Genomic DNA, 26,474 nt, shown 5'->3' with positions numbered 1-26,474 from the left:
GCGGTCAGCGAGGGAGTTCGGCACGGCGCAAGAGGCCCGAGCAGAGCGCCAGGATGCCGCTCACGGCGCAGATGACGGCACAGCCCGCGAAGACGGGACCGGTCCCCCACCGCTCCACAGCGACGCCGACCAGTGGGAAGGTGAGCGGTGCGACACCGAAGCTGACAAGGGTGGAGACGGCGGTGACCCGGCCGGCGTAGGCGGGGCCGGCCGCGGCCTGCACCAGCGCTCCGCTCAGTGCCCCGCCCAGCCCGGACAGCATCCCGATCAGCAGAGCGACACCGGTCGCGGCGGCCACGGCCGGCACCTGGGCGAGTCCGCCGATCGCCACCGCACTCGCGACTTCGGCCACCGCCAGGACCAGTCCCGCGCGGGGCAGCCGTCCGCGGAAGGTGAGCAGCAGTGACACGGCCCCCGCTCCGGTACCGAACCCGGCGAGCACCCAGCCCATGCCGGACGAGCCCCAGCCGCGCTGCTGCGCCAGCAGGGTCAGCCCGAGGTTCATCGGACCCACGAAGCCGAGGTCGCTCAGGGCGATGACCGGGACCAGCGCGCGCAGGACGGGGCTCCGGCGTACCTGCCGCAGGCCGTCGCACAACTCGGCCAGGACGCCGTGCCGCTCCTCGATGCCGTCGGGCCCGAGCACCCCGATGCGGAGGGTGGCCAGCAGCGGCAGGGAAGCGGCGATCAGCAGTGCGGCGAGCCCGAAGGCGCCCGCGGTGCCACCGAGCGCGACACCGAGTCCGCCGAGCGGCCCGCCGAGGACGGTGGCGAGCCGGACGGCGAGGCCCCGCATGCCCTGGACCCGGGCGAGCTGAGCCGGCGCGGCGATCCGGGCGGGCAGGGCGCCCGCGGCGGGCAGGAAGACCGCGTCGACGACGCCGAAGAGGACCGCCACCGCGCCCAGCGTCCACAGTCCGGGGCTGGTCGCGAGGAGCAGCGCCGCGGCGGCGATGACGAGGGCGCAGCGCACCGCGCTGCTGCCGACGACCACCCGCCGCGGTCCGTACCGGTCGGCCACCACTCCCCCACCGAGCATCAGCAGCGCCCGCGGCATGGCACTGGCGGCCGTCACGAGCCCCGCCTCGGCGGGCGTCCCGGCCCGTACGGCGGCCCAGGACAGGGCGATGTAGTAGACGCTGTCGCCCATCGCGGCCGAGGTGTACGCGCCCAGCCAGAGCAGCACGTTCGGATCGCGGTGGGCGGGCCGGTCCACGGCGGAGGCCGGGCGTACGGCGGTGACGGTCATCGACGGGTCCCCCAGGGCGCGGGTCGTGGCAGGGGCGCGGAGCGAGGGCGGATCAGATGCGGAACGGGAAGGCGTTCGCGTGCACGGCGACGGTCTCGCGGCCCTCGGTGTCCCCGGCCGCGTCGGAGGCCCGGCCCCGCTCCTCGTACCGGCGCAGGAGAGCCTGGAGTTCTTTGACCAGTTCGAGCAGTTCGCCGGGGGTCAGCCGGAGCACGGACTCCGTGGACTCGGCGGCGCGGTTCCACTCGGGGCCCCAGTACTCCCGCTCGTCCAGGTACCGCCGGTACATCTCGGCGCGCTGCTCGAAGAACAGCCGGCTCGCCGCCGTGTGCGCGGCCGCCTTCTCGGGGGCGTCGCGGAAGTCCTCGTGCCGGATGCTCACACCGTCGGAGGCGGGCTCCCACCAGCGCTCCCGGCTGTCGGTGCTGCGCGGTTCGGCCTCCTCGATGAGCCCGTAGTCGGCGAGCTTGCGCAGGTGGTAGCTGACCAGGGAGACCGCCTCGTCGACCTGCTCGGCCAACTGCGAGGCCGTCGCCGCGCGCGCGATGATCAGCCCTCGGTAGAGCTTCATCCGCAGCGGATGGGCCAGTGCCTTGAGGGTGCCCAGGTCGGTGATGCGGCGGTCTCTCTCCTTGTCGCCCATGCCGTCAGGCTAGATGCGAAGGAAAAATTGCGCAATAAATTTTGCGCAACTTCCCTTTCGCATCCGAACCGGCTCCGGTCAGTTCGCATCCGAACCGGCTCCGGTCAGTTCGCATCCGAACCGGCTCCGGTCAGTTCGCATCCGAACCGGCTCCGGTCAGCAAGAAGCCCCGGTCGCCCGAAGGCAACCGGGGCTCGAGGCCGGGCGCATCGTCACCGCACCGGGTGTCCCGCTCCCCGCAGCGTCTCCTTCACCTCGCCGATCCGCAGGTCCCCGAAGTGGAACACGGACGCCGCGAGCACCGCGTCCGCGCCCGCGGCGACGGCAGGCGGGAAGTCGGCGAGCTTGCCGGCGCCGCCGGACGCGATGACGGGCACGGTCACGTGCTTGCGTACGGCCGCGATCATCTCCAGGTCGTAGCCGTCCTTCGTGCCGTCCGCGTCCATCGAGTTGAGCAGGATCTCGCCCGCGCCCAGCTCGGCGGCCCGGTGCGCCCACTCGACCGCGTCGATGCCCGTGCCGCGGCGCCCGCCGTGGGTGGTCACCTCGAACGCACCGGACTCCGTGCGGCGCGCGTCCACCGACAGCACGAGCACCTGCCGCCCGAACCGCTCGGCGATCTCGCGGATCAGGTCCGGGCGGGCGATCGCCGCGGTGTTGACGCCCACCTTGTCGGCGCCCGCCCGCAGCAGCCTGTCCACGTCCTCCGCCGTACGCACGCCGCCGCCGACCGTCAGCGGGATGAAGACCTGCTCGGCGGTGCGCCGCACCACGTCGTACGTCGTCTCGCGGTTGCCCGAGGACGCGGTGATGTCCAGGAACGTCAGTTCGTCGGCGCCCTCGGTGTCGTACACCTTGGCCATCTCGACGGGGTCACCCGCGTCGCGCAGGTTCTGGAAGTTGACGCCCTTGACGACCCGGCCGTTGTCCACGTCCAGGCAGGGGATGACTCGGACCGCCAGGGTCATGAATCCACGGCTCCTCTTGCTGCTTCTAGCCTCTGAAGGCTTCCAGTTCCACTTCGACCAGGATGCGCGGGTCGATGAAGCCCTCCACGACCAGCAGGGTCGCGGCCGGGCGTACGGAGTCGAAGATCTCCTTGTGGGCCCGGCCCACATCGTCGACGTCCCGCAGATGGGTCAGGTACATCCGGGTCCGGAGCACCGACTCGGGACCGAGCCCGAACTCGGCGATCGCCTCGAGCGCGCTGGTGAACGCCACCTTCGCCTGCTCGTAGGGATCGCCCTCCCCGTAGAGCACGCGGCCCTTGAAGGCCGTCGTACCGGCCACCAGCACACGGTCGCCCGCCGCGACGGCCCGCGCAAAACCGAAGGTCTCCTCCCAAGGGCTTCCGCTCCGCACCCGCCGCACGGCATCCGACGTCATGACGACACAGCCTCCAAGGCCTCTTCCAGGGTGAACGCCCTCGCGTACAGGGCCTTCCCGACGATGGCCCCCTCGACACCGAGCGGGACGAGACCGGCGATCGCCCGCAGGTCGTCCAGGGACGACACGCCGCCGGAGGCCACGACCGGGCGGTCGGTGGCGGCGCAGACGTTCTTCAGCAGCTCCAGGTTCGGGCCCTGGAGCGTGCCGTCCTTGGCGATGTCGGTGACCACGTACCGCGCGCAGCCCTCCTTGTCGAGGCGCTCCAGCGTCTCGTAGAGGTCGCCGCCGTCGCGGGTCCAGCCGCGTCCGCGCAGGGTGGTGCCCCGTACGTCCAGACCGACGGCGATCCGGTCGCCGTGCCGGGCGATCACCTTGGCGACCCACTCAGGGGTCTCCAGGGCTGCCGTGCCGAGGTTCACTCGGGTGCAGCCGGTGGCCAGTGCGGCGGCCAGCGTGTCGTCGTCACGGATGCCGCCGGACAGCTCCACCTTGATGTCCATCGCCTTGGTGACCTCGGCGATGAGCGCGCGGTTGTCACCGGTGCCGAACGCGGCGTCCAGGTCGACCAGATGCAGCCACTCGGCGCCCGCCGCCTGCCAGGTGAGGGCGGCCTCCAGCGGGGAGCCGTACGAGGTCTCCGTGCCGGACTCGCCGTGCACGAGCCGGACGGCCTGGCCGTCACGGACGTCGACCGCGGGGAGGAGTTCGAGCTTGGCCATGGTCTACAGGGTTCCGATCCAGTTGGTGAGCAGCTGCGCTCCGGCGTCGCCGGACTTCTCGGGGTGGAACTGCGTGGCCCACAGGGCGCCGTTCTCCACGGCGGCCACGAAGGGCTTGCCGTGCGTCGACCAGGTCACCTTGGGCGGGTGCAGCAGCGGGTTGGTGGGCTCCAGCCGCCAGTCGTGGACGGCGTAGGAGTGCACGAAGTAGAAGCGGGCGCCCGCGTCCAGGCCGGCGAACAGCTCGGAGTCGGCCGGTGCTTCGACCGTGTTCCAGCCCATGTGGGGGACGATGTCGGCCTCGAGCGGCTCGACCGAGCCGGGCCACTCGTCCAGGCCCTCGCTCTCCACGCCGTGCTCGATGCCGCGGGCGAACAGGATCTGCATGCCGACGCAGATGCCCATCACCGGACGCTCGCCGGACAGGCGGCGGTCGATGATCCAGTCGCCGCGCGCCTCCCTCAGCCCCTGCATGCAGGCGGCGAAGGCGCCGACTCCCGGCACCAGCAGGCCGTCCGCGTTCATGGCCTCGTCGTAGTCACGGGTGATCTCGACGTCGGCTCCCGCGCGGGCGAGGGCGCGCTCGGCGGAGCGCACGTTGCCGAAGCCGTAGTCGAAGACGACGACGCGCGGCTTCGTGCCCGTACTGCTCAATTCCACACCTCCAGCCGCATGACGCCCGCGACGAGACACAGGCCCGCGCTGATCGAGAGCAGCACGATGAGGCTCTTCGGCATCTGCTGCTTGGCGAAGGAGATGATTCCGCCGACGAGGAAGAGGCCGACGACGATCAGGACGGTGGACAGACCGTTCATGGATTTACAGCGCGCCCTTCGTGGAGGGGAGGATGCCGGCGGCGCGGGGGTCGCGCTCGCTCGCGTAGCGCAGCGCCCGCGCCAGGGCCTTGAACTGGCACTCCACGATGTGGTGCGCGTTCCGTCCGTACGGCACGTGCACGTGCAGCGCTATCTGCGCCTGGGCCACGAAGGACTCCAGGATGTGCCGGGTCATGGTGGTGTCGTACTCACCGATCATCGGGGCCATGTTCTCGGGCTCGGTGTGCACGAGGTAGGGGCGGCCGGACAGGTCGACCGTGACCTGGGCGAGCGACTCGTCCAGCGGGACCGTGCAGTTGCCGAAGCGGTAGATCCCCACCTTGTCGCCGAGCGCCTGCTTGAAGGCGGCGCCGAGCGCGAGGGCGGTGTCCTCGATCGTGTGGTGCGTGTCGATGTGCAGATCGCCGTCGGTCTTGACGGTCAGGTCGAACAGACCGTGCCGGCCGAGCTGGTCCAGCATGTGGTCGTAGAAACCGACACCCGTCGCGATGTCGGTCTTCCCGGTGCCGTCGAGGTCGATCTCGACCATGACCGAGGTCTCCTTGGTGATGCGCTCGATTCTTCCGAGGCGCCCCTCGCGAGTCATGCGCTCTGCTCCTTCTTCAGTTCACGTACCGCGTCGAGGAACGCGTCGTTCTCCTGCGGGGTTCCGGCGGACACCCGCAGCCACCCCGGGACGCCGTTGTCCCGGACCAGGACGCCCCGGTCGAGGATCCTCCGCCAGGCCTCGTGGGCGTCGGCGAACCGTCCGAACTGCACGAAGTTCGCGTCGGACTCGGTGACCTCGTAGCCGATCGCGCGCAGTTCGGCGACCAGCCGGTCCCGCTCGGACTTCAGCTGCTCCACGAACTTCAGCAGCGTGTCGGTGTGCTCCAGCGCGGCCAAAGCGGTCGCCTGGGTGACCGCGGACAGGTGGTACGGCAGCCGTACGAGCTGGACGGCGTCCACGACCGCGGGGTGCGCGGCCAGGTAGCCGAGGCGGAGGCCGGCGGCCCCGAACGCCTTCGACATGGTCCGCGACACGACGAGATTCGGCCGACCTTCGAGCAGCGGCAGCAGCGATGCGCCGTGGCTGAACTCGATGTACGCCTCGTCCACGACGACCATGGACGGCTTGGCCGCCTGGGCGGCCTCGTACAGGGCGAGGACCGTCGTGGCGGGCACCGCGTTGCCGGTGGGGTTGTTGGGGGTCGTGATGAAGACGACGTCCGGCCGGTTCTCGGCGATGGACTGCTCGGCGGCGGCGACGTCGATCGTGAAGTCCTCGCCCCGCGGGCCGGAGATCCAGCCGGTGCCCGTGCCGCGGGCGATCAGCGCGTGCATCGAGTACGACGGCTCGAAGCCGATCGCCGTGCGGCCCGGTCCGCCGAAGGTCTGCAGCAGCTGCTGGATGACCTCGTTGGAGCCGTTGGCCGCCCAGACGTTCTCGAGGCCGACCTCGTGCCCGGCGGTCTTCGTCAGGTACTCGGCGAGCCTGGTGCGCAGTTCGACCGCGTCCCGGTCCGGGTAGCGGTTGAGATCCCGGGCGGCCTCGCGCACACGCTCGGTGATCCGTTCGACCAGCGGCTCGGGCAGCGGGTACGGGTTCTCGTTCGTGTTCAGCCGTACGGGGACGTCCAACTGGGGCGCTCCGTAAGGGGACTTGCCGCGCAGCTCGTCCCGTACGGGGAGATCGTCGATTCCGAAGCTCACTTGCTCTCAGGCACCTTCCAGCCGAACCTGGCCTTGATCGCCGCGCCGTGCGCGGGCAGGTCCTCCGCCTCCGCCAGCGTCACCACGTGGTGCGCCACATCGGCCAGCGCGTCCTTCGTGTAGTCGACGATGTGGATGCCGCGCAGGAACGACTGGACGGACAGTCCCGAGGAGTGGCAGGCGCAGCCGCCGGTCGGGAGCACATGGTTGGAGCCGGCCGCGTAGTCGCCCAGCGAGACCGGCGCCCAGGGGCCGACGAAGATCGCGCCCGCGTTCCGTACCCGCTCGGCGACCCGGGCGGCGTCCGCCGTCTGGATCTCCAGGTGCTCGGCACCGTAGGCGTCGACCACCCGCAGGCCCTCGTCGACCCCGTCCACCAGCACGATCGCGGACTGCTTCCCGGCGAGTGCCGGACGGATCCGGTCCTCGATGTGCTTGGTGGCCTCGACCTGCGGCGCCAGTTCCTTCTCCACCGCGTCGGCGAGCTCTGCGGAGTCGGTGACGAGGACGGCGGCGGCGAGCGGGTCGTGCTCGGCCTGGCTGATCAGGTCCGAGGCCACGTGCACCGGGTCGGCCGTCTCGTCCGCGAGGACCGCGATCTCGGTGGGTCCGGCCTCGGTGTCGATGCCGATCCTGCCGGTGAAGTAGCGCTTGGCCGCGGCCACCCAGATGTTGCCGGGGCCGGTGACCATGTCGGCGGGCGGGCAGGACTCGGTGCCGTACGCGAACATCGCGACCGCGGTCGCGCCGCCCGCCGCGTACACCTCGTCGACGCCGAGCAGGGCGCAGGCGGCGAGGATCGTGGGGTGCGGCAGTCCGCCGAACTCGGCCTGCGCCGGGGAGGCGAGGGCGATCGACTCGACGCCGGCCTCCTGCGCGGGCACCACGTTCATCACCACGGACGACGGGTACACCGAGCGTCCGCCGGGCGCGTAGAGGCCTACGCGCTGCACCGGCACCCACTTCTCGGTGACCGAGCCGCCGGGTACGACATGTGTGGTGTGTGCGCTGCGGCGCTGCTCGCGGTGGACCAGGCGGGCACGGCGGATGGACTCCTCCAGGGCCGCGCGCACATCCGGGTCGAGCTGGTCGAGCGCCTTGGTGAGCGCCTCGGCCGGGACCCGTACGGACTCAAGGCGCACCCCGTCGAACTTCTCGGCGAAGTCGATCAGCGCCGCGTCGCCGCGATGATGCACGGCTTCGCAGATCGGACGCACCTTCTCCAGGGCGGCCTGAACGTCGAAGTCGGCTCGGGGCAGCAGGGCACGCAGGGCGGGACCCTCGGGGAGGGCGTCGCCGCGCAGATCGATTCGGGAGATCACAGGGCCAATTCTCTCAGACGGCCTTGCTCTGCTGGACGGCCGTATCAATGGCTGATACAGAGCGTGGGCGCGCGGGCCGCTTCCGTGGCGGCCGGAGCGCGGGTGGTGGGGAGGGCCGGGAGCGGCGAAACGGGCACCACCCGGAACCGGCAGTCGCGCGTGTCGGACCCGCCGCCGTCGCTGCGGCCACCCACCCACGCCACCCGGTCCGCGGCCCGGCCGCGGCGGCCAGGGGCGCTGCCCGGCTCGCGGCTCCCGGGTCTCGCGGGCGGCCGGATCCGATGCCGGAGGCGGCGCCCGGATGGCCGGATCAGGGTGGCCGGTACCGAACCCGGAAGATCATCTTCACCAATAGCGTTCGGTCCGTCACACAGCGGGCATCAACGGTCGGTACCAAACCCGCGAGTAGCCGGGGAGGGAGGGAAGTGCTGTGACCGAGGGTGCCGGCATCCGCACCGGCGAGCCGCCGGAGGACCTGACCGCCGCCGAGGCCGGGATGTGGCAGGCCTTCCGCGACGGCAGCGTCTACGACCTGCGCAGCGGGGACGCCGCCGTGGACGATCCGCACGGCGAGCACCCCTGGGGACCCGAGCGCAGTGTCCGGGCGCGGATCGTGGCATGGCTGCTCCTGGACGGACCGCCCGCGCTGGCGGGCCGGGTCGCCTCCCTCAAGCTGACCGGAGTGCAGATCACGGACACGCTGGATCTGGCCGGCGGCACGATCGTGCCCTACGTGGAATTCAGTGGCTGCCGGTTCGAGAAGGAGGTCCTGCTGCCGGAGGCCCGCTTCACTACCGTACGGCTGGCGGACTGCTCGGTCCCGCGGCTGGAGGCGGCGCGGCTGCAGACCGAGGGCGATCTGCACCTGCCCCGCTGCCGCATCCACAACGGGGTACGGCTCACCGACGCGCACATCGGCACCGATCTGCTGATCAACCAGGCCGTCGTCCACCAGGACCGGCGCGGCCGCTCGATCATCGCGGACGGGCTGACCGTCGGACAGGACCTGCAGGCCGAGATGCTGGAGACGCACGGCGAGCTGAGCCTGCGCAGCGCCACCGTCGGCGTCTCGCTGAGCCTGCGCGGGGCCCGGCTGAACAACCCGTACACCCGGCTGGCGCTGAACGCCCCCCAGCTGACGGTCGAGCGGACGCTGTATCTCACCCCCGCGGGCATCGGCAATCCGCCGCTGACCAGCGGCACCACACCCGCGCGCGGAACGCGGGTGCAGCGCTTCGAGTGCCGGGGCGGGGTCCGGCTGGACGACGGGCGGTTCGGTGACGCGCTCGACCTGGACCAGGCCCGGTTCGTGCTCGACGACGACCAGGAGCTGTCCCTGCGCCGGGTGCAGGCGCCCGAGCTGCGCTTCCTGGGCGAGCGGCCGGAGCGGGGAAAGGTGGTCCTCTCCGGAGCGAGGATCGTGACCCTCGTCGACCGGTGGACGAGCTGGCCGGCCCTCGGCAACCTGCACATGGGCGGCTTCACCTACGAGAACCTCGTCCCTCAGGACGCCTTCCCGCTCGCCCGGCGCCTGGAGTGGGTGGCCGCGGCGACCGCGGAGTACCACCCGGAGCCGTACGAGCGGCTCGCGACCGTGCTGCGCAACTCCGGTGAGGACGAGGACGCGCGGGAGGTGCTGCTCGCCAAGCAGCGCCGCCGCCGCGAGACCCTGCCTCTCGCGGCCAAACTGTGGGGGTACGCGCAGGACTGGACGGTGGCCTACGGCTACCGGCCGGGTCGCGCGGCGGTGTGGATGGCGGTGCTGTGGGCGGCGGCCTCACTCGCGTTCTCGCATGCGAGCCATCCGCCGGTGAACAAGGACGGTCACCCGGCGTGGAACCCCTCCCTCTTCGCCCTCGATCTGCTGCTGCCGGTCATCGATCTCGGCCAGGTGGGCCAGTGGCAGCTCAGCGGCGGCTGGCAGTGGCTGTCCGCAGTGGTGATCCTGCTGGGCTGGATCCTGGCGACGACGGTCGCGGCGGGGGCGACGAGGCTGCTGCGGCGGGGCTGACGGCCTCCGGCCGGGTGGTCTGCGCATAGGTCTCAACACCTATGAAACAGTTGCATTTTACCTATTCTTGACTGCCGGGCGTACAACCAACCAGAGATTCCGTGACAGCTCTGGCGCATCCCCGACCTGCGGCTTTTCAATGGTCGATACCATGGCAATGCTGCGCGCGTTCACCCGTCCGGGCCGGACTTCCCCCCACCTCGCCGCCGGGCTGCCCGCGGACGACGAGGTCCTGCTCGACGCGCCCGACGGGCGCCTCGCACCGGTGCTGGTCGCGGCGGGCCGCGGCGATCACGGCCCGGCGGCCACACTGCTCGCGACCACGCGGGAGGCCGCCGAGTGGGAGGACCGCGACCGGTACGTGGTGCGGCTGGCGGCCTTCGCTCGCTCGCGCGGCGAGTGGTTCGCGGACTGGTGCGCCCTGGCACCGGACGATCCGGACGCGCTGCTGGTGAAGGCGGAACTGGCCCTGGCCGGCGCCTGGGAGTCGCCCGCTCGCGCCGAACTCCTGCGCAAGATAGCCCCGTTGGTCAAGGCGGCCACCGAGGGCGATCCGCGCGACCCGGTGCCGTGGCGGGTGGCGCTGGACCACGCCCACGGCACCGGCGCGGGGCACCGTGAGTTCGAGCGGCTCTGGGGCGAGGCGGTGAGCCGCTCCCCGCACCACTACGGCTGTCATGTGGCGGCCCTGCGCCATCTCTCCTCGTCCTGGCACGGGTCGCACAGCGAGTGCTTCGACTTCGCCGAGACCGCCGCCCAGGACGCGCTGCCCGGCTCCCTGGTGCAGGCGCTGCCGCTTCGTGCGGCCTACGCCTATCTGCGGGACGACGGCGGGGCGGTCGTGGACCGCGGCCGGCTGGACGCGGCGGCGGACCGGGCGGCCGCACTGTCCGTGGGGTATGCGGCGGGCGACCCGGGGCTCGCCGAGACACGCAACCTCCTCACCTTCGTGCTGGTCGGGCTGAGTCGCTGGGAGGACGCGCTGACGCAGCTGCGCATGACCGGCCCGTACGCCACGTCGTTCCCGTGGGACCGCGTCGGTGACGATCCCCTGGGTGTGTTCCTGGACCTGCGGCAGGGCGTGCTCCGGGAGGTGGCGGCGGCACGATCCGCGGATTCGGTGCGCCGGCTCCTTCCGCGGAGTGAGCATGCCGGACGCGCGCCCGCTCGCGACCATTAGGCTTTCCCGTCGTGACCACCGTCCGGCTCCCGCTCTTCCCGCTGAACTCGGTGCTGTTCCCGGGGCTCGTGCTCCCGCTGAACATCTTCGAGGAGCGTTATCGCGCCATGATGCGCGAGCTCCTGAAGACCCCCGAGGACGAACCGCGCCGCTTCGCCGTCGTCGCGATCCGCGACGGCCACGAGGTGGCGCCCAGCGCCCCGGGCATGCCGGATCCGACGGCGCTGCCAGCGCACGGACCCGCCGCGGGCTTCGGCCCCGATCCGGCCAAGGCGTTCCACGGGGTCGGCTGCATCGCCGACGCGGCCACGATCCGGGAGCGGGCCGACGGCACCTTCGAGGCGCTCGCCACGGGCACCACGCGCGTCCGTCTGCTCTCGGTGGACGCGTCGGGCCCCTATCTGACGGCGGAGCTGGAGGAGCTGGCGGAGGAGCCGGGCGACGAGGCGGGCGCGCTCGCCGAGGGCGTGCTGCGGGCGTTCCGGCAGTACCAGAAACGGCTGGCGGGCGCCCGCGAGAGGTCGCTGTCGACGGGCGCGGACCTGCCGGACGAACCGGCGGTGGTGTCCTACCTGGTCGCGGCGGCGGTGATGCTGGACACGCCGACGAAGCAGCGGCTTCTCCAGGCCCCGGACACCGCCTCCCGGCTCCGTGACGAGCTGAAACTGCTTCGCTCGGAGACGGCGATCATCCGTAGTCTGCCGTCGTTGCCGGCGTCGGAGCTGACGCGCGGTCCGACGAGTCTGAACTGACGCGCACCCTCGAGGAACGGCCGGGATGGCTAAGAAGACGAAGAAGCAGCAGCCGGGCGGGACGCCCGCGACGGTGGCGCTGACGGCCGCTGGGATGGAATTCACCGTCCACTCCTACGAGCACGACCCGTCCCATCCCTCCTACGGCGAGGAAGCCGCCGAGGCGATGGGCGTGTCCCCCGACCGGGTCTTCAAGACGCTGGTGGCGGACGTGGACGGCGCGCTGGTGGTCGGGGTGGTCCCGGTGGCGGGCTCGCTGGACCTGAAGGCACTGGCGACCGCGGTGGGCGGCAAGCGGGCCGTGATGGCCGACCCGGCGCTGGCGGAGCGCACGACGGGGTATGTGCGCGGCGGCATCTCTCCGGTCGGCCAGCGCAAGAAGCTCCGCACCGTGCTCGACGAGTCGGCGTCGGCGCACACCACGATCTGTGTCTCGGCGGGCCGCCGCGGCCTCGAGGTGGAACTGGCCCCGGGTGACCTGGCGAACGTCACGGAGGCGACCCTGGCGCCGATCGCACGCGCGTGACCGTCCGACGTGACCGCTCGACGTACGGGCCGTTCTCGGCTAGTACGGCAATATGTCGAAGAGGACGCGCAAGCGCAAATGGCGCATGAAGAAGGGCCACGCGAACCACGGCCACCGTCCGGCGTGAACACGCCCTGAATCCGGCGCCGGGCAGCCGCCCTCGGCTGCTTCGGCGCTCGGCGGAGTCCCGGGAGGGGACGGAGGCGGCAGCGGCCTGGATCCCACGGGCGTCCACCCGCGCCGTGGACCCTGTGAGCCGTGTACCCCTTACGCGGGCGGCACGGCCGACCCGTACGGTGCCCCGTACGGGTCTGGGTCGCGCGGGCCGAACAGGGCCGTGAGCCCGAGGTGGACCACCAGCGTGGCCACCGACCACGCCAGCAACGCACCCTTCGCGCCCAGCTTCAGCGGCGCGGAGAACGTCACGCCCTTGCCCACCGCCTTGGCGTGCGCGATCACGTTCTGGGAGGGTCCCAGCCAGACCCCGATGCGCCAGGCGATCAACGATCCGAGCAGCCCGCCCACGGCCAGCGCCACGACCAGCGGCACCCCGCCGCGCCTGCGCACCAGGAAGACGATCAGGGCGCTGACGACACCGAAGCCGATGGCGAGCAGGGTGAACGTCCCGTCCACCCCGATGGCCTGCTCCCCCTCGGTGTCCTTCAGATAGACGACCCAGTTCTTGTCGACCAGGTCCCCGACCAGCGGCACACGGGGCGCCAGCCACGCCCACAGCACCCCGAGCAGCACCCCGGCGAGCGCGACGCCCACCGTGATCACGGCTGCGTCCCGCACCTCGGTCTTCATACCGGGGCCCTCCGTCCCGTACAGGGAGGTGGCACCGTGCGGGGCGGGTCCGGCTCCCGGCGGGACGGACATTGCTTGCCAGGCATGGGGCGAAGAATGCGGGGACTGTTCGTGCGGCGGCGGAGGCGGAGTCAACGGAGCGGTCACCTTCACATCCTGCCAGTCGAGTCTGTCAGAGGTGTCATCGGACGGCCGCCCGGCGGTAGGCCCAGGTCGCCAGGGCCAGCGAGGCCACACCGACAGCCGTGCACACGCCGAGGTCTCCGAGTACGGACGCCCAGTCAGGACGGTTCGCGAAGGTCCGCGCGAGCGCCTCCACACCGTACGTGGACGGCAGCAGATCCCGTGCGAACCGCACGGCCTCCGGCATCCGGTGCGCCGGCAGCACCCCGAGGAGCAGCGCTGCCGACATACCCAACTGGCCCAGCAGCGTGGCGAGCTCGGGCCGCGGTGCGAGCAGGCCGAGTGCGGCGCCGAGCCCGGACAGCGCGGCCCCGGCAAGGGGGATCACCGCGACCAGCACCCACAGATGGGCGAGCGGCAGCCCGAACAGCGCACTCCCGAACACGGCCGTCACCACGGTCCCCGGCACGGTGAAGGACGCGTACGCCCCCGCCGCTCCCAGCACCACCGCGGCCGCCGGCACCGGCAGGGTGGCGTAGTGGTCGAGCCCGCCGCTGCCGCGCAGCTGGCCGAAGTACTGCGCCAGCAGGTTCAGTCCGACGTACGCGACCACCAGCACGGACGACCCGGCGACCACGGAGCGTGCGTCGGCCCCGCCGTTCACCACTCCCCGCATCATGATCATGATGCCGACCGACTGGAACGTCGCCACGAAGAGCAGCGGGATCCGCGCGACCCGGGCCCTGGACAGCTGCGCCCGGTACACGGCGGCGAGCGAAGGCCACAGCCGCGCCCTGGGGCCGAGGGCGGCCGCGTCCTGGAAGCCGCCGTCCACCGCCGCTGCGCCGGGCAGAACCTGTGCGGGTACGACACTCACGTCGCGCTGCTCCTCTTCGTTCCTGCCGCCGCCCCGCCCCCGACGGACACGGCGCCCTTACCGCTGCGTACGGCCACGGTGCCCCGCGCGCTCATGCCTTCACCAGCCCCTGGGTGCTGCCGCCGCCGAGTGCGAGGTAGACGTCCTCCAGGCTCGGCGTGGCCAGTGTGAAGTCGTCGAGGGCGGTGAAGGCGGCACCGCCGGTGACGGTGGCGACGGCGGCGCGTGCCTCCTCGGGGGCCATCCGCAGCGACCATCGGCGGCCTGACTCGACGGCGCGGGCACGCAGCGCGGCCACCTCGGGCACCTCCAGCGGCGCCTGCTCGCGCCACACCAGTTCGACCCGCACCTCGCCCGCCACCCGCTCCTTGAGCCCCGCCGGGGTGTCGCAGGCGATGACACGGCCCCGGTCGAGCACGGCGACCCGGTCGAGCACGGTCTCCGCCTCGATCACGTTGTGGGTGACCAGCACCACGGTCGTCCCAGGCTCGGCCCGCCGCCGGTCCACGGCAGCCCACACGGCCCGGCGGGCGATGGGGTCCATCCCGGTGGTCGGCTCGTCGAGCACCAGCAGGGGCCGTTCGCCCACGAGCGCGGCGGCGAAGCAGGCGAGCCGGCGCTGACCGCCGGAGAGCTTCTTGAGCGGGCGGGAGGCGACCGCCGTGAGCCCGAGTTCCTCGAGGACGGCGTCCCGCTCCGCACGGGCCTGCCCGAGACCGAGACCGCGCAGCCTTCCGGTCGTCTCGGCGGCGAGCGAGACGGTCAGCTCGTCCAGGGCGCTGGACTCCTGCCCCAGATAGGCCAGGATGCGCGCGGCCCGCTCCGGGTGGCGCACGATGTCGTGCCCGAGGATCTCGACGCTGCCGCGGTCGGGGCGCATCAGTCCCGTCAGCTGCCGTACGAGGGTGGATTTGCCGGCGCCGTTCGGCCCGAGCAGCCCGAAGATCTCCCCGCGCCGGATGTCCATCCGCACGTCGTCGGTGGCCCGCACCTCGGGGGTTCCCGGCGTGCCGCGCCGGCCCCGTACCGCCGGGTAGGTCTTGGTCAGCCCGCGCACGGCGCACACGACATCGCGACCCTGCGGTTGTGCCTGTGCGGTGCGCGTACTCACAAGGGACGAGGGTACGGGGTGCGGCGCACCGCGCGGTTCCCGGGGCCCGGACACCGGCCCGGTGGGTCATTCCCCCGCGGAGGCGTGTTCCGTCGCCGTGCGCTGGTCGATCTCCCGCCAGAACCCCGCCCGGATGGCGTAGCGGTCGTGCTCGTCGATCTGGTCGTCCTTGTGCGCGAGCAGGCCGAACCGTGCCGCGTACCGGAGCAGTTCCCCGTCGATGCGGTGCGGCACGCGCGGATACATGCCCGACAGCTTCTGCAGATGCGACTGGTCGGCGAGCCGCCCGATCCAGCGCCGCGCGAACACCTGTCCCACCTCGTAGGGATCGCCGCCGACCGTGGTGATGTCCTCCTCGCGGTCGGCCCAGCGCTGCTCCGCTGTGGTCAGTTGAGCCAGCGTCGGCAGCGAGGCGGCGTCCGGCGACTCGGCCGCGACGGGCCGGTCCACCCAGCCCTTGTCGGAGGACCACCGCAGGGTGGCCCCTGCGGGCTGCACAGCCTGGGGTCCGGGTGCCCGCAGTGCCGCGAGGTCCTTCGGCGTGGGGACGCCCCTGGGGGCCTGTGTGCGCTCCTGGGCACCGTTCGGCGAGCCGGCCGCGACGGTGTGCTGCGGCTCGACGGACGGCCCCTCCGTGGCGGCGGGGGGCGCCGACTCGGGCAGCGGCGCCGACAGGATCGCGGCGATCTCCGGCCGCGGCGCGGGCGGGGGCGCGCAGATCCCGCCCAGTTCCTTGGCCCGTACGGCCTGGGTGATCCATGCCCGGTCGAGCACACGCCGTTCGTCGGCCTCGGCGACCAGGTCCTCGGACTGGTTGTAGTCGCCGTCGGCCGCCTGCACGGCCCACAGGTGCACGGCGACCCCGTGCTCCTTCGCGGCCATCATGCCCGGCAACAGGTCCCCGTCGCCGGTCACGAGCACGACATCGGAGCAGGCGCGGTTGCGCGCCAGCTCGGTCAGCTCGGCGTGCATCGCGGCGTCGACGCCCTTCTGGGCCCACCGCCCGTCACTGCGGGTCAGCGCGCCGAGACGCACGGTCACTCGCGGCATCACCCGCAGCCTGCGGTGCTCGGGCTGCGGTACGCGGTCGGGGGCGCCGTCGAACCAGTAGATACGCAGCAGCGGCCGTTGCGTGTCCGCCTCGGCGCGTTCGCGCAGCCCCTGGATGAGGGCCATGTGGTCGACAGTGATCCGGGACCTGGAGGGCTCCCCGGCGAGCAGGCTGGCGGCAGCCCCCAGCAGATACCCGGCGTCCACCAGGACGATGCAGCGGTCCACGCGTTCCACCCTCTTTCCGGGAGGTTTGCTTCGGGCTTCTTTCGAGTCTGCCCGACGGCGCCGAGGTTAACGGCCCGAACTCGATCTTCGGCGTGGCGGAACGGGGCCTTTCCTTCTCACTACCTTTGTCACACACGGTAATTGCACGAAATGCGTTCTTTATCAGCCTATGTGAATCTGGTCCCGGCCCTGGCCCCTAGATCCCCCACAGGAGGCATCACCATGGCCAAGAACAAGAACCGCAAGCAGGCCGGCCCGCAGAACCGCTCCTCACAGGCCAAGGAGACACAGGAGCAGGCACACAGGCCCGCAGCGGAGACACATCAGTCCTCGGTGCCGCAGGCCCAGGGCAGTCCCGCGGATGTCGCCCGTAAGAAGCAGAAGAGCTTCGGCCACAACTGAAGCCGGTGCCAGGGCCTTTGAAGCCCGGTGGGGCTGCTGAAGCCCCGATACGCACAGAGGGGCGCACCCATCAATGGGGTGCGCCCCTCGCGTCTGTGGGCGGTCCGGGCGATCAGCCCGCCAGGCAGGCGGGTCCGAGCAGGACCTTCAGATCGCCGTAGAGCGCCGGGTCCGCCTTGACCCGGTGGCGATCCAGCCTGAGGACGGTCGTCTTGCGTGGTCCCTGGAGTTTGATCCGCACCTCGCTGTCGCCCTTGTGCTGGCTGAGGATCTCGCCGAGGCGGCTCACCATCGGCGGGGTGACCTTCACCGCCGGGATGGTGAGCACCACGGGCGCGTTGGTGCCCGCGTTCGACAGGTCCGGGATCATCAGCTCCATCGCGACCAGCCGCGGCACGTCCTCGCGCTTGTCCAGGCGGCCCTTGACGAACACCACGGCGTCCTCGACGAGTTGGGTCGACACCAGCTGGTAGGTCGCCGGGAAGAACATGCACTCGATGGAGCCCGCGAGGTCCTCGACCGTGGCGATCGCCCAGGCGTTGCCCTGCTTGGTCATCTTGCGTTGGAGGCCGGAGATGATGCCGCCGATGGTGACCACCGCGCCGTCCGCGTGCTCGCCCCCGGTGAGCTGGGCGATGCCCGCGTCGGCCTTGTCGGACAGCACGTGCTCCAGGCCGAAGAGCGGGTGGTCGGAGACGTACAGGCCGAGCATCTCCCGTTCCTGGGCGAGCAGATAGGTCTTGTCCCACTCGTCGTCGGTGAAGGTGACGTCGAGGCCGAAGCCGGGCTCGCTGCTCTCCTCCTCCATGCCGCCGAAGAGGTCGAACTGGCCCTCCGCCTCCTTGCGCTTGACCGCGACCACGTTGTCGATCATCGGCTCGTACTGCGCGGTGAGGCCCTTGCGGGTGTGCCCCATCGTGTCGAAGGCGCCGGCCTTGATCAGCGATTCCGTGGTGCGCTTGTTGCAGACCACCGCCTCTACCTTGTCGAGGTAGTCCGGGAACGACGCGTACTTCCCCTTGGTCTTGCGGGTCTTGATGACCGACTCGACGACGTTCGTACCGACGTTGCGCACGGCGGAGAGGCCGAAGAGGATCACTTCGTCACCCTGGGCGGCGAAGTTCGACTCGGACTCGTTGACGTTCGGCGGGAGCACTCTGATGCCCATGCGCCGGCACTCGTTCAGGTAGACGGCCGACTTGTCCTTGTCGTCCTTGACCGAGGTGAGCAGCGCGGCCATGTACTCGGCGGGGTGGTTCGCCTTCAGGAAGGCGGTCCAGTACGACACCAGGCCGTACGCCGCGGAGTGGGCCTTGTTGAAGGCGTAGCCGGCGAACGGGACCAGCACGTCCCACAGGGCCTGGATCGCCTCGTCGCTGTAGCCGTTATTGCGGGCGCCCGTCTGGAAGATGGTGAAGTTCTTCGCCAGCTCCTCGGGCTTCTTCTTGCCCATCACACGGCGCAGGATGTCTGCCTCGCCCAGCGAGTAGCCCGCGATGATCTGGGCGGCCTTCTGCACCTGCTCCTGGTAGACGATCAGGCCGTAGGTGACGTCCAGGACCTCCTTGAGCGGCTCCTCCAGCTCCGGGTGGATCGGCGTGATCTCCTGCTGGCCGTTCTTGCGCAGCGCGTAGTTCGTGTGGGAGTTCATGCCCATCGGGCCCGGGCGGTACAGGGCCGACACGGCGGAGATGTCTTCGAAGTTGTCCGGCTTCATCAGCCGCAGCAGGGAGCGCATCGGGCCGCCGTCGAACTGGAAGACGCCGAGTGTGTCGCCGCGCTGGAGCAGATCGAAGGTCGTCGGGTCGTCCAGCGGCAGACTCAGCAGGTCGATGTCGGCGCCCTTGTTGGACTTCACCATCTTGACGGCGTCGTCCATGATCGTCAGGTTGCGCAGACCGAGGAAGTCCATCTTCAGCAGGCCGAGCGACTCACAACTCGGGTAGTCCCACTGGGTGATGGTCACGCCGTCGGTGTGCCTGACCCAGACGGGCACATGCTCGGTGATGGTCTCGCTGGACATGATCACACCGGCCGCGTGCACACCCATCTGCCGCACCAGGCCCTCGACGCCCTTGGCGGTGTCGATGACCTTCTTCACGTCCGGCTCGTTCTCGTACATCCCCCGGACCTCGCCCGCCTCCGAGTAGCGGGGGTGCTCGGAGTCGGTGATGCCGGACAGCGGGATGCCCTTGCCGAGGACGTCGGCGGGCATGGCCTTCGTGATCCGGTCGCCCATCGCGTACGGGTAGCCCAGCACACGCGCGGAGTCCTTGATGGCGTTCTTGGCCTTGATGGTGCCGTACGTGCCGATCATGGCGACCTTGTCGGCGCCGTACTTCTCCGTCACGTACCTGATCACCTCGACGCGCCTGCGCTCGTCGAAGTCGATGTCGACGTCGGGCATGGAGATGCGCTCGGGGTTGAGGAACCGCTCGAAGATCAGACCGTGCGGGATCGGGTCGAGGTCGGTGATGCCCATGGCGTAGGCGACGATCGAGCCCGCCGCGGAACCTCGGCCGGGGCCGACCGCGATGCCGTTGTTCTTGGCCCACATGATGAAGTCGGCGACGACGAGGAAGTAGCCCGGGAAGCCCATCGAGATGATGACGTCCATCTCGTAGTCGGCCTGCTTCTGGCGGTCCTCGGGGATGCCGCCCGGGAAGCGGCGCTCCATGCCGCGGCGGACCTCCTCCTTGAACCAGGTGACCTCGGTGTAGCCCTCGGGGATGTCGAACTTGGGCATGAGGTCGCGCTTCTCGAACATGCCGGTGGTGTCGACCATCTCGGCGACGAGGAGCGTGTTGGCGCAGCCCTCCTGCCAGGCGTCCGAGGAGTCGATGGCGTACATCTCGTCCGTGGACTTCAGGTAGTAGCCGGTGCCGTCGAACTTGAAGCGGTCGGGGTCGGAGAGGTTCTTGCCGGTCTGGATGCACAGCAGGGCGTCGTGGGCGCCGGCCTCGTGCGCGTACGTGTAGTGCGAGTCGTTCGTGACCAGGGGCGGGATGCCGAGCTTGCGTCCGATCTCCAGCAGACCGTCGCGGACCCGGCGCTCGATCTCGATGCCGTGGTCCATCAGCTCCAGGAAGTACTTGTCCTTGCCGAAGATGTCCTGGTACTCGGCCGCGGCCTTCAGGGCCTCGTCGAAGTGGCCGAGGCGCAGCCGGGTCTGCACCTCACCCGAGGGGCAGCCCGTGGAGGCGACGATGCCCTCGGACCACTGGGCGATGGTCTCCTTGTCCATACGGGGCCACTTCTGCAGCCAGCCCTCGGCGTACGCGTCCGAGGACAGGCGGAAGAGGTTGTGCAGGCCGGTCCTGTTCACCGCCCACATCGTCTTGTGGGTGTAACCGCCGGAACCGGAGACGTCGTCCCTCTTCTGGTGCGGCTGGCCCCACTGGATCTTGCGTTTGTTGCGCCGGGACTCGGGGGCGACGTACGCCTCGATGCCGATGATCGGGGTGACGCCGGCCTTCTTCGCGGAGTGGAAGAAGTCGTACGCCCCGTGGAGGTTGCCGTGGTCGGACATGGCGATGTGCGTCATGCCCATCTCGTTGCACGCGTTGAACATGTCCTTCAGCCGCGCGGCACCGTCCAGCAGTGAGTACTGGGTGTGGACGTGCAGGTGCGTGAACGGCGGCTTTGACACGGCTTCGGCCTCCAAGGCGAACAGGCGTCGACGGGGGTCCGACAGGCTGCGGACAGTCTGGGGGACAGCGTCGAAGTCTATGCCTCGGCACTGACACCCGGCGCTCTTCCACACGTACCTTCATCCGGGGGACACGGGCCGCGCAGCCGTGCCTTCATCCGGGGGACACGGGCCGCGCAGCCGTGCCTTCATGCGGCGGACACGGGCCATGCACCCGTACCTTCGTGCGACGGACACGGACCCTGTCGCCCGTGTCTTCGTGCGGGGGTCGCGGGCACTCGCGCGTACCGTCGTCCGTTGGAAGGGGGCGGACGGCTCCGTCCCACACGTCATGCACCACCTGTACCTGGAGGCACCCAGCGATGTCGGTTCCGCAGCTCAGCGCCGAGCAACGCGGCGAGGAGATCCTCGCCGTCTTCGACACCGCCTTCGGCGAGCTGCTCGCCGCCGACCCGGCCGCGTTCCGCGTGAAGTTCCGCAAGATGGCGGCTTCCGCCTTCGCGTTCTACCGGGGCACGGCGTGCCTCTTCTACCACGACGTGCACGCCGAGAAGCGCGGCGGTCCCTATCTGGACGAACGCACCTCGCGCGTGTGGATCCACGGCGATCTGCACGCGGAGAACTTCGGCACGTACATGGACTCCACGGGCCGCCTGATCTTCAACGTGAACGACTTCGACGAGGCGTACGTCGGCCCCTTCACCTGGGACCTGAAGCGCTTCGCCGCCTCCACGGCGCTGATCGGGTACGCGAAGGCGCTCAGCGACGAGCAGATCACCGAGCTGGTCAAGATCTACGCCGCGGCCTACCGCGAGCGCATCCACGCCCTCGCGACCGGCGCCAAGCAGGACGAGGTGCCGCCCTTCACCCTGGACACCGCCCAGGGCCCGCTCCTGGACGCGCTGCGCGACGCCCGCTCCCTCACCCGCTTCGGGCTGCTGGACTCGATGACCGAGATCCGCGACTTCGAGCGCCGCTTCGCGCCGGGCGGCGGCTCCATCGAGCTGGACGCGGCCACCCGCTACAAGGTGCTCGCGGCCTTCGACGGCTATCTGGAGACGCTGCCGGAGTCGTCCCTGGCCCGTCCGGACTCCTACCGCGTCAAGGACGTCGTCGGCCGCCGCGGCATCGGCATCGGCTCCGCGGGCCTGCCGTCGTACAACATCCTTCTCGAGGGCAACAGCGACGCCCTGGAGAACGACGTCGTGATCTACATCAAGCAGGCCCAGACCCCCGCCGTCTCCCGGCACATCACCGACCCGGCGATCCGCGACTACTTCCAGCACGAGGGCCACCGCACGGTGATCTCCCAGCGTGCCCTGCAGGCCCACGCCGACCCGTGGCTGGGCTGGACCGAGCTGGACGGCTCCGGCCAGCTGGTCGCCGAGGTGTCGCCGTACGCCGTGGACCTGGACTGGAGCGACATCGACGACCCGGAGGAGATCGCAGCCGTCGTCGCCGACCTGGGGCGGTCCACGGCCACGATGCACGCGGCGGCGGACGACCAGTCCGGAGAGTCCCTGGTGCCCTTCTCCACGGAGCGGGCCATCGACGCGGCGATCGCAGCCGACGAGGCCGGCTTCCCGGAGCTGCTCGTGGACTTCGCACACGGATACGGGGCGCGTACGCGTACCGACCACCAGATCTTCGTGGACCTGTTCCGCAACGGGCAGATCCCCGGCCTCTGAGCCGGCCCCGCCCGTCCCGCACAACGCTCCCGTAACGCATCCGGCCCTTTAAGGGGCCCTTACGGGAGCGCATGCGACACTCTCCACGCTATGGACATATCCGGGACCCAGCTCAGAGCCGTGCGCGCGGCGCTGTTCACGGCCGTGGTCGTGACGCTCAGCACCGCGTCGCACGTGCTGCTGTCCGAGGTCCCGCTCCCGGCGGCGGCGGTGGCCGCGACCGCCGCCGCCGTCTTCGCCGTCGCGTACATGCTGGCGGGCAGCGAGCGCGGCTTCGGGAAGATCGCCGCCCTGCTGGTCCCCCTGGAGCTCACCGCCGACACCCTGTTCACCACCGGCCAGCACGCCTGCTACGGCCCGGCGGGCGGCCCGGTCACCGGTCCGCTGCACTCGGTCGGCCTGGACGTGCTGTGCAGCGGCGGCAGCGTGGGCAGCCCGCTGACCCAGGTCACCGGCACCGGCACCGACCGGGTCGCGGCCTTGCTCGCCCACTCCGACCCGGCGACCGCCTGGCTGCTGCTCGCCGCGCATGTGAGCGTGGGGCTCCTCGCCGCCGTCTGGCTGCGCCGCGGCGAGCGGGCTCTGGCCCAGTTGCTGCGCGCAGTGGCCGCGACCACCTTCCGGCCGCTCCTGGTCGCGGTGGCCGCCGTGACGGTACGGCTCGCCCCGGCGGGCCGGGCTTCGCGCCCCCTCCACCGCGTCACCACCACCCGCACCCAGCTGTTCACGCACTCCCTGGGACGGCGGGGTCCGCCGCGCTCGGCCGCCTTCGCCTGAAGCATCCGAGCACCGGAAGTCCCCCTTACACATTCCGCGCACAGCGTGTGCGCGTTTCCCATGGAGATCACCCAATGAGCAAGCGAAACAGCCAGGACGCCAAGACGGCGGCCCGTGAGCGGCTGCGTGTCGAGCGCGAGCGGCAGGCCAAGCGGGCCAAGGTCAGGCGGCAGGTCATCGTCGCCTGTTCGGTCGTCGCCGTTCTGGCCGCGGCCGGTGGCATCGGTTACGCCGTCGTCCAGGCCAACAAGCCCGGCCACTGGGAGGCCATGAAGGACGAGAAGGTCGTCGCACCGGCCAACACCACGGGCACCGACGGCACGACCGTGGTCATCGGCAAGAGCAGCGCGCCCAAGACCCTCAAGGTCTACGAGGACCCGCGCTGCCCGATCTGCGCCCAGTTCGAGCAGACGGTCGGCTCGACCGTCAAGCAGGACATCGACGCCGGCAAGTTCAAGATCCAGTACATCGGTGGCACGTTCATCGACGGCGACGCCCTCGGCAAGGGCACGATCGGTTCGCGCGGCGAGGGCTCGAAGAACGCGCTGAGCGCCATGGGCGCCGCGCTCAACGTCAGCCCCGAGGCGTTCCTCGAGTACAAGACCGCGCTCTACTCGCAGAAGTGGCACCCCGACGAGACGGACGACAAGTTCAAGAAGGACGACTACCTCATCGAGGTCGCGAACACCGTCCCCGCGCTCAAGGACAACGCCAAGTTCCAGACCGCGGTGAAGAACGGCACCTATGACGCCTGGGCGATGGCGATGTCGAAGTCGTTCGACACCAACAAGGACGGCGTGACCGGCACCCCGAGCTTCGTCATGGACGGCAAGATGCTCACCACGCCGGGCAGCCAGAACCCGCCGATGACGGTGGCCGACTTCACCTCGGTGGTCGACGCGGCCCTCAAGGCCTGACCGACCGGCAGGGCACGGACACCGAGGGCCGTGGTGCGAGCGGGCGTTACCCGCCGCACGACGGCCCTCGTCCGTCGGGGCGCGAAGGCGCAGGACGACAACAACGGCTGCGGCAGCCGCTGTTGAACGGCGCGGTCTTCCACGACCGGATGCGATTCAACGCCGGTGGAAGAGCGGACGAACTTTTGTCGGTCCGCCCGCTCAAGCGCCTACTGGCCAGTAATCTGAGCGCCCGTGACCAAACCAAACAGACCACTGGAGAGTGACAACTCCCTCTCCCCGCGCCGCCGTACGGTCGTCAAGGCCGCGGCCGCCACCGCCGTTCTCGGTGTTCCCCTCGCGGCCGCCCTCCCCGCCCGGGCGGCCGCCGAGGCCCCCGCCTTCCTGCATGGTGTGGCCTCCGGCGACCCACTGCCCGACGGCATCCTGCTGTGGACCCGGGTGACGCCCACCTCCGACGCGCTGCCCGGCTCCGGAATCGGGCCGGACACCGAGGTGAGCTGGGTCGTCGCCAAGGACAAGGCGCTGACCGACATCGTCGCCAAGGGGTCCCTCACGGCGACCGCCGCCTCCGACCACACCGTCAAGGCGGACATACGTGGCCTCGCTCCCGCCACGACCTACTGGTTCCGCTTCTCCGCCGGCGGCACCGACTCCCCCGTCGCCCGCACCCGCACGGCCCCGGCTGCCGACGGCGCCGTGCCCGGGCTCCGCTTCGGCGTGGTCTCCTGCGCCAACTGGGAGGCCGGCTACTTCTCGGCCTACCGCCACCTGGCCGCCCGCGGCGACCTCGACGCCTGGCTGCACCTGGGCGACTACATCTACGAGTACAAGAGCGGCGAGTACGGGACCCGCGGCACGGTCGTCCGCCCGCACTCCCCGGCGAACGAGATCATCACACTCGCCGACTACCGGACCCGGCACGGCCGTTACAAGACCGACCCCGACCTCCAGGCCCTGCACCACACGGCGCCGGTCATCGCGATCTGGGACGACCACGAGTTCGCCGACAACGCCTGGTCGGGCGGCGCGGTCAACCACACCGAGGGCGCCGAGGGCACCTGGACGGCCCGCAAGGCGGCGGCGAAGCAGGCCTACTTCGAGTGGATGCCGGTCCGTCCGGCGATCGAGGGCACCACCTACCGCCGGCTGCGCTTCGGCAAGCTCGCCGATCTCTCGCTGCTCGACCTGCGCTCCTTCCGGTCGCAGCAGGCGTCCACGGCGAGCGGTTCGGTCGACGACCCGGACCGCACGATCACCGGGCGCGCCCAGCTCGACTGGCTGAAGGCGGGCCTGAAGGCGTCCGACACCACGTGGCGGCTGGTCGGCAACTCGGTGATGATCTCGCCGTTCGCCATCGGCTCGCTCACCGCCGACCTGCTCAAGCCGCTGGCGAAGCTGCTGGGCCTGCCCCAGGAGGGCATCGCCCTCAACACCGACCAGTGGGACGGCTACACGGACGACCGCCGCGAACTCCTGGCCCACCTGCGCGGCAACGCCATCAGGAACACGGTGTTCCTGACCGGCGACATCCACATGGCATGGGCCAACGACGTGCCGGTCGACGCCGGCACCTACCCGCTGTCGGCCTCGGCGGCCACCGAGTTCGTGGTCACCTCGGTCACCTCCGACAACCTCGACGACATCGTGAAGGTCCCCGAGGGCACCGTCTCGGCGCTGGCCTCGCCGATCATCCGCGCGGCCAACCGGCACGTCCACTGGGTGGACACCGACCGCCACGGCTACGGCGTGCTGGACATCACCGCCGACCGGGCGCAGATGGACTACTACGTCCTGTCCGACCGGACCAAGCCGAACGCCACGTCGTCCTGGACGCGTTCGTACCGCACGCGCACCGGCACGCAGACGGTGGAGCGCACCTACGACCCGGTATAACCCCGCGGATCCGTACCGCTACAGACTGTCGAGGAAGCCGAGCGCCACCCGCCAGGTGGCCTCGGCCGCCTCTTCGTCGTAGTCCGGCAGCTCCGGGTCGGTGTAGAGGTGACCCGCGCCGGCGTACCGGTAGATCTCCACGTCCGCGCCCACCCTGCCCATCTGCAGATACCAGGCGCTCAGCCAGTCGTCCGTCTCGAACGGGTCCGGCTCGGCGACGTGCAACTGGACCGGCAGCGCGTCCACCGAGGCCGTCGGCGAGATGTCCGAGGTGCCGTGCAGCAGCAGGAGTCCGCGGGCGTCGCTGTCGCCGAGCGCCAGGGTCTGCGCGGTGGCGGCGCCCAGCGAGAACCCCGCGTAGACGAGTCCTCGCCCCGCGTAGGGCGCGGCGGCCAGGACCGCCCGCTTGAGCAGCTCCTCCTTGCCGATCTCGTCCTTGAAGGCCATGCCCTCCTCGACCGTCTCGAAGGTGCGGCCGTCGAACAGGTCGGGGGTCCACACCTCGTGCCCCGCGGCGCGGAGCCGGTCGGCGGCGGCCCGGACGGCGGGCCGCAGTCCGTACGTCGAGTGGAAGAGCATGATGTTCATGAGGACATGGTGCCAGCCGGGACGGACGGTGCCGTCAGCAGC

25 protein-coding genes are annotated in these 26,474 nt (G+C 70.9%); 9 read left to right on the top strand and 16 right to left on the bottom strand.

The genetic code is table 11. The annotated features are described in order from the left end of the window. Positions 1–4 precede the first annotated feature (4 nt). From ABZ904_RS06360 to hisD, 10 genes are all read right to left on the bottom strand, one after another. On the bottom strand, positions 5–1,249 hold the full coding sequence (locus tag ABZ904_RS06360) for an MFS transporter (protein ID WP_361821485.1): 1,245 nt from the start codon (positions 1,247–1,249) through the stop codon (positions 5–7). Positions 1,250–1,301: 52 nt separating this feature from the next. Continuing rightward, on the bottom strand, positions 1,302–1,892 hold the full coding sequence (locus ABZ904_RS06355) for a helix-turn-helix domain-containing protein (RefSeq protein ID WP_359389295.1): 591 nt from the start codon (positions 1,890–1,892) through the stop codon (positions 1,302–1,304). Positions 1,893–2,104: 212 nt separating this feature from the next. After that, on the bottom strand, positions 2,105–2,860 hold the full coding sequence (gene hisF, locus ABZ904_RS06350; RefSeq protein ID WP_359389291.1) for an imidazole glycerol phosphate synthase subunit HisF: 756 nt from the start codon (positions 2,858–2,860) through the stop codon (positions 2,105–2,107). Between the two features lie 25 nt (positions 2,861–2,885). Then, positions 2,886–3,278 carry a RidA family protein gene (locus tag ABZ904_RS06345; RefSeq protein ID WP_359389289.1) on the bottom strand — a complete coding sequence of 131 codons (393 nt, stop codon included), beginning with the start codon at positions 3,276–3,278 and terminating at the stop codon, positions 2,886–2,888. Beyond that, positions 3,275–4,000, bottom strand: a complete 726-nt coding sequence (gene priA / locus ABZ904_RS06340) for a bifunctional 1-(5-phosphoribosyl)-5-((5-phosphoribosylamino)methylideneamino)imidazole-4-carboxamide isomerase/phosphoribosylanthranilate isomerase PriA (protein ID WP_359389286.1) — start codon at positions 3,998–4,000, stop codon at positions 3,275–3,277. The genes ABZ904_RS06345 and priA overlap by 4 nt, the downstream gene beginning before the upstream one ends. Positions 4,001–4,003: 3 nt before the next feature. After that, the gene (hisH, locus tag ABZ904_RS06335; protein WP_361821479.1) at positions 4,004–4,654 is read right to left on the bottom strand and encodes an imidazole glycerol phosphate synthase subunit HisH; all 651 of its coding nucleotides are present in this window, start codon (positions 4,652–4,654) and stop codon (positions 4,004–4,006) included. After that, positions 4,651–4,815: a hypothetical protein gene (locus ABZ904_RS06330; protein WP_360989265.1), complete on the bottom strand. Its 165-nt coding sequence runs from the start codon at positions 4,813–4,815 to the stop codon at positions 4,651–4,653. Before ABZ904_RS06330 ends, hisH begins: the two co-directional genes overlap by 4 nt. A gap of 4 nt (positions 4,816–4,819) precedes the next feature. Next, on the bottom strand, positions 4,820–5,422 hold the full coding sequence (hisB, locus tag ABZ904_RS06325; protein WP_359389276.1) for an imidazoleglycerol-phosphate dehydratase HisB: 603 nt from the start codon (positions 5,420–5,422) through the stop codon (positions 4,820–4,822). Then, positions 5,419–6,528 carry a histidinol-phosphate transaminase gene (locus ABZ904_RS06320; RefSeq protein ID WP_361821475.1) on the bottom strand — a complete coding sequence of 370 codons (1,110 nt, stop codon included), beginning with the start codon at positions 6,526–6,528 and terminating at the stop codon, positions 5,419–5,421. Before ABZ904_RS06320 ends, hisB begins: the two co-directional genes overlap by 4 nt. Continuing rightward, positions 6,525–7,850, bottom strand: coding sequence for a histidinol dehydrogenase (hisD, locus tag ABZ904_RS06315; RefSeq protein ID WP_359389270.1), 1,326 nt, complete (start codon positions 7,848–7,850; stop codon positions 6,525–6,527). The genes ABZ904_RS06320 and hisD overlap by 4 nt, the downstream gene beginning before the upstream one ends. A 430-nt stretch (positions 7,851–8,280) precedes the next feature. On the opposite strand from hisD, the gene ABZ904_RS06310 reads away from it, so the two are divergent. From ABZ904_RS06310 to ybaK, 4 genes are all read left to right on the top strand, one after another. Next, on the top strand, positions 8,281–9,861 hold the full coding sequence (locus tag ABZ904_RS06310; RefSeq protein WP_361821473.1) for an oxidoreductase: 1,581 nt from the start codon (positions 8,281–8,283) through the stop codon (positions 9,859–9,861). 151 nt (positions 9,862–10,012) lie between these two features. Then, positions 10,013–11,041 (top strand): hypothetical protein, encoded by a 1,029-nt coding sequence (locus ABZ904_RS06305; RefSeq protein WP_361821470.1) that lies wholly within the window; start codon positions 10,013–10,015, stop codon positions 11,039–11,041. An 11-nt stretch (positions 11,042–11,052) separates the two neighbouring features. After that, entirely contained in the window at positions 11,053–11,793 is a 741-nt protein-coding gene (locus ABZ904_RS06300) for an LON peptidase substrate-binding domain-containing protein (protein ID WP_361821467.1), read from the top strand. A gap of 25 nt (positions 11,794–11,818) precedes the next feature. Further along, positions 11,819–12,319 (top strand): Cys-tRNA(Pro) deacylase, encoded by a 501-nt coding sequence (gene ybaK / locus ABZ904_RS06295; protein WP_359389258.1) that lies wholly within the window; start codon positions 11,819–11,821, stop codon positions 12,317–12,319. A 267-nt stretch (positions 12,320–12,586) separates the two neighbouring features. On the opposite strand, the gene ABZ904_RS06290 is transcribed toward ybaK, so the two are convergent. The 4 genes from ABZ904_RS06290 to ABZ904_RS06275 form a co-directional block, all read right to left on the bottom strand. Next, the gene (locus tag ABZ904_RS06290) at positions 12,587–13,273 is read right to left on the bottom strand and encodes an AAA family ATPase (protein WP_359389255.1); all 687 of its coding nucleotides are present in this window, start codon (positions 13,271–13,273) and stop codon (positions 12,587–12,589) included. 34 nt (positions 13,274–13,307) lie between these two features. After that, positions 13,308–14,126 (bottom strand): ABC transporter permease, encoded by an 819-nt coding sequence (locus ABZ904_RS06285; protein ID WP_361821462.1) that lies wholly within the window; start codon positions 14,124–14,126, stop codon positions 13,308–13,310. Between the two features lie 91 nt (positions 14,127–14,217). After that, positions 14,218–15,192: an ABC transporter ATP-binding protein gene (locus tag ABZ904_RS06280; RefSeq protein WP_361821584.1), complete on the bottom strand. Its 975-nt coding sequence runs from the start codon at positions 15,190–15,192 to the stop codon at positions 14,218–14,220. A 111-nt stretch (positions 15,193–15,303) separates the two neighbouring features. Further along, positions 15,304–16,515, bottom strand: a complete 1,212-nt coding sequence (locus ABZ904_RS06275; RefSeq protein WP_359389249.1) for an NYN domain-containing protein — start codon at positions 16,513–16,515, stop codon at positions 15,304–15,306. 222 nt (positions 16,516–16,737) lie between these two features. Between ABZ904_RS06275 and ABZ904_RS06270 the strand changes: the two genes are divergently transcribed. Continuing rightward, positions 16,738–16,917 (top strand): hypothetical protein, encoded by a 180-nt coding sequence (locus ABZ904_RS06270; protein ID WP_359389246.1) that lies wholly within the window; start codon positions 16,738–16,740, stop codon positions 16,915–16,917. A 112-nt stretch (positions 16,918–17,029) separates the two neighbouring features. Here ABZ904_RS06270 and dnaE read toward each other — a convergent pair whose 3' ends face one another. Continuing rightward, entirely contained in the window at positions 17,030–20,566 is a 3,537-nt protein-coding gene (dnaE, locus tag ABZ904_RS06265; RefSeq protein ID WP_359389243.1) for a DNA polymerase III subunit alpha, read from the bottom strand. A gap of 362 nt (positions 20,567–20,928) precedes the next feature. Between dnaE and ABZ904_RS06260 the strand changes: the two genes are divergently transcribed. The 4 genes from ABZ904_RS06260 (at position 20,929) to ABZ904_RS06245 (ending at position 25,844) form a co-directional block, all read left to right on the top strand. Further along, positions 20,929–22,254, top strand: a complete 1,326-nt coding sequence (locus ABZ904_RS06260; protein ID WP_359389240.1) for a DUF2252 domain-containing protein — start codon at positions 20,929–20,931, stop codon at positions 22,252–22,254. A gap of 90 nt (positions 22,255–22,344) precedes the next feature. After that, positions 22,345–23,031: a hypothetical protein gene (locus ABZ904_RS06255; protein WP_359389237.1), complete on the top strand. Its 687-nt coding sequence runs from the start codon at positions 22,345–22,347 to the stop codon at positions 23,029–23,031. 74 nt (positions 23,032–23,105) lie between these two features. Further along, positions 23,106–23,948: a thioredoxin domain-containing protein gene (locus ABZ904_RS06250; RefSeq protein WP_359389235.1), complete on the top strand. Its 843-nt coding sequence runs from the start codon at positions 23,106–23,108 to the stop codon at positions 23,946–23,948. A gap of 234 nt (positions 23,949–24,182) precedes the next feature. After that, complete coding sequence (locus ABZ904_RS06245) at positions 24,183–25,844, top strand: alkaline phosphatase D family protein (RefSeq protein ID WP_359389232.1); 1,662 nt, start codon at positions 24,183–24,185, stop codon at positions 25,842–25,844. An 18-nt stretch (positions 25,845–25,862) separates the two neighbouring features. Here ABZ904_RS06245 and ABZ904_RS06240 read toward each other — a convergent pair whose 3' ends face one another. Beyond that, a complete protein-coding gene (locus tag ABZ904_RS06240) occupies positions 25,863–26,432 on the bottom strand; it encodes a dienelactone hydrolase family protein (protein ID WP_360989238.1) in 570 nt (189 codons plus the stop codon). Positions 26,433–26,474: the final 42 nt, after the last annotated feature.

This window comes from Streptomyces sp. NPDC046900, assembly GCF_040644975.1.
Classification (GTDB): Bacteria; Actinomycetota; Actinomycetes; order Streptomycetales; family Streptomycetaceae; genus Streptomyces.
Note: the sequence above shows the minus strand (reverse complement) of the source record. Positions and strands in the feature narration are given on the sequence as shown.

What these genes read in the sequence shown, in the direction of transcription:
- ABZ904_RS06360 (WP_361821485.1), bottom strand. Translation starts at nt 1,249, where the DNA reads ATGACCGTCACCGCCGTACGCCCGGCCTCCGCCGTGGACCGGCCCGCC.
- ABZ904_RS06355 (WP_359389295.1), bottom strand. Translation starts at nt 1,892, where the DNA reads ATGGGCGACAAGGAGAGAGACCGCCGCATCACCGACCTGGGCACCCTC.
- hisF (WP_359389291.1), bottom strand. Translation starts at nt 2,860, where the DNA reads ATGACCCTGGCGGTCCGAGTCATCCCCTGCCTGGACGTGGACAACGGC.
- ABZ904_RS06345 (WP_359389289.1), bottom strand. Translation starts at nt 3,278, where the DNA reads ATGACGTCGGATGCCGTGCGGCGGGTGCGGAGCGGAAGCCCTTGGGAG.
- priA (WP_359389286.1), bottom strand. Translation starts at nt 4,000, where the DNA reads ATGGCCAAGCTCGAACTCCTCCCCGCGGTCGACGTCCGTGACGGCCAG.
- ABZ904_RS06330 (WP_360989265.1), bottom strand. Translation starts at nt 4,815, where the DNA reads ATGAACGGTCTGTCCACCGTCCTGATCGTCGTCGGCCTCTTCCTCGTC.
- hisB (WP_359389276.1), bottom strand. Translation starts at nt 5,422, where the DNA reads ATGACTCGCGAGGGGCGCCTCGGAAGAATCGAGCGCATCACCAAGGAG.
- ABZ904_RS06305 (WP_361821470.1), top strand. Translation starts at nt 10,013, where the DNA reads ATGGCAATGCTGCGCGCGTTCACCCGTCCGGGCCGGACTTCCCCCCAC.
- ybaK (WP_359389258.1), top strand. Translation starts at nt 11,819, where the DNA reads ATGGCTAAGAAGACGAAGAAGCAGCAGCCGGGCGGGACGCCCGCGACG.
- ABZ904_RS06270 (WP_359389246.1), top strand. Translation starts at nt 16,738, where the DNA reads ATGGCCAAGAACAAGAACCGCAAGCAGGCCGGCCCGCAGAACCGCTCC.
- ABZ904_RS06260 (WP_359389240.1), top strand. Translation starts at nt 20,929, where the DNA reads ATGTCGGTTCCGCAGCTCAGCGCCGAGCAACGCGGCGAGGAGATCCTC.
- ABZ904_RS06255 (WP_359389237.1), top strand. Translation starts at nt 22,345, where the DNA reads ATGGACATATCCGGGACCCAGCTCAGAGCCGTGCGCGCGGCGCTGTTC.
- ABZ904_RS06250 (WP_359389235.1), top strand. Translation starts at nt 23,106, where the DNA reads ATGAGCAAGCGAAACAGCCAGGACGCCAAGACGGCGGCCCGTGAGCGG.
- ABZ904_RS06240 (WP_360989238.1), bottom strand. Translation starts at nt 26,432, where the DNA reads ATGAACATCATGCTCTTCCACTCGACGTACGGACTGCGGCCCGCCGTC.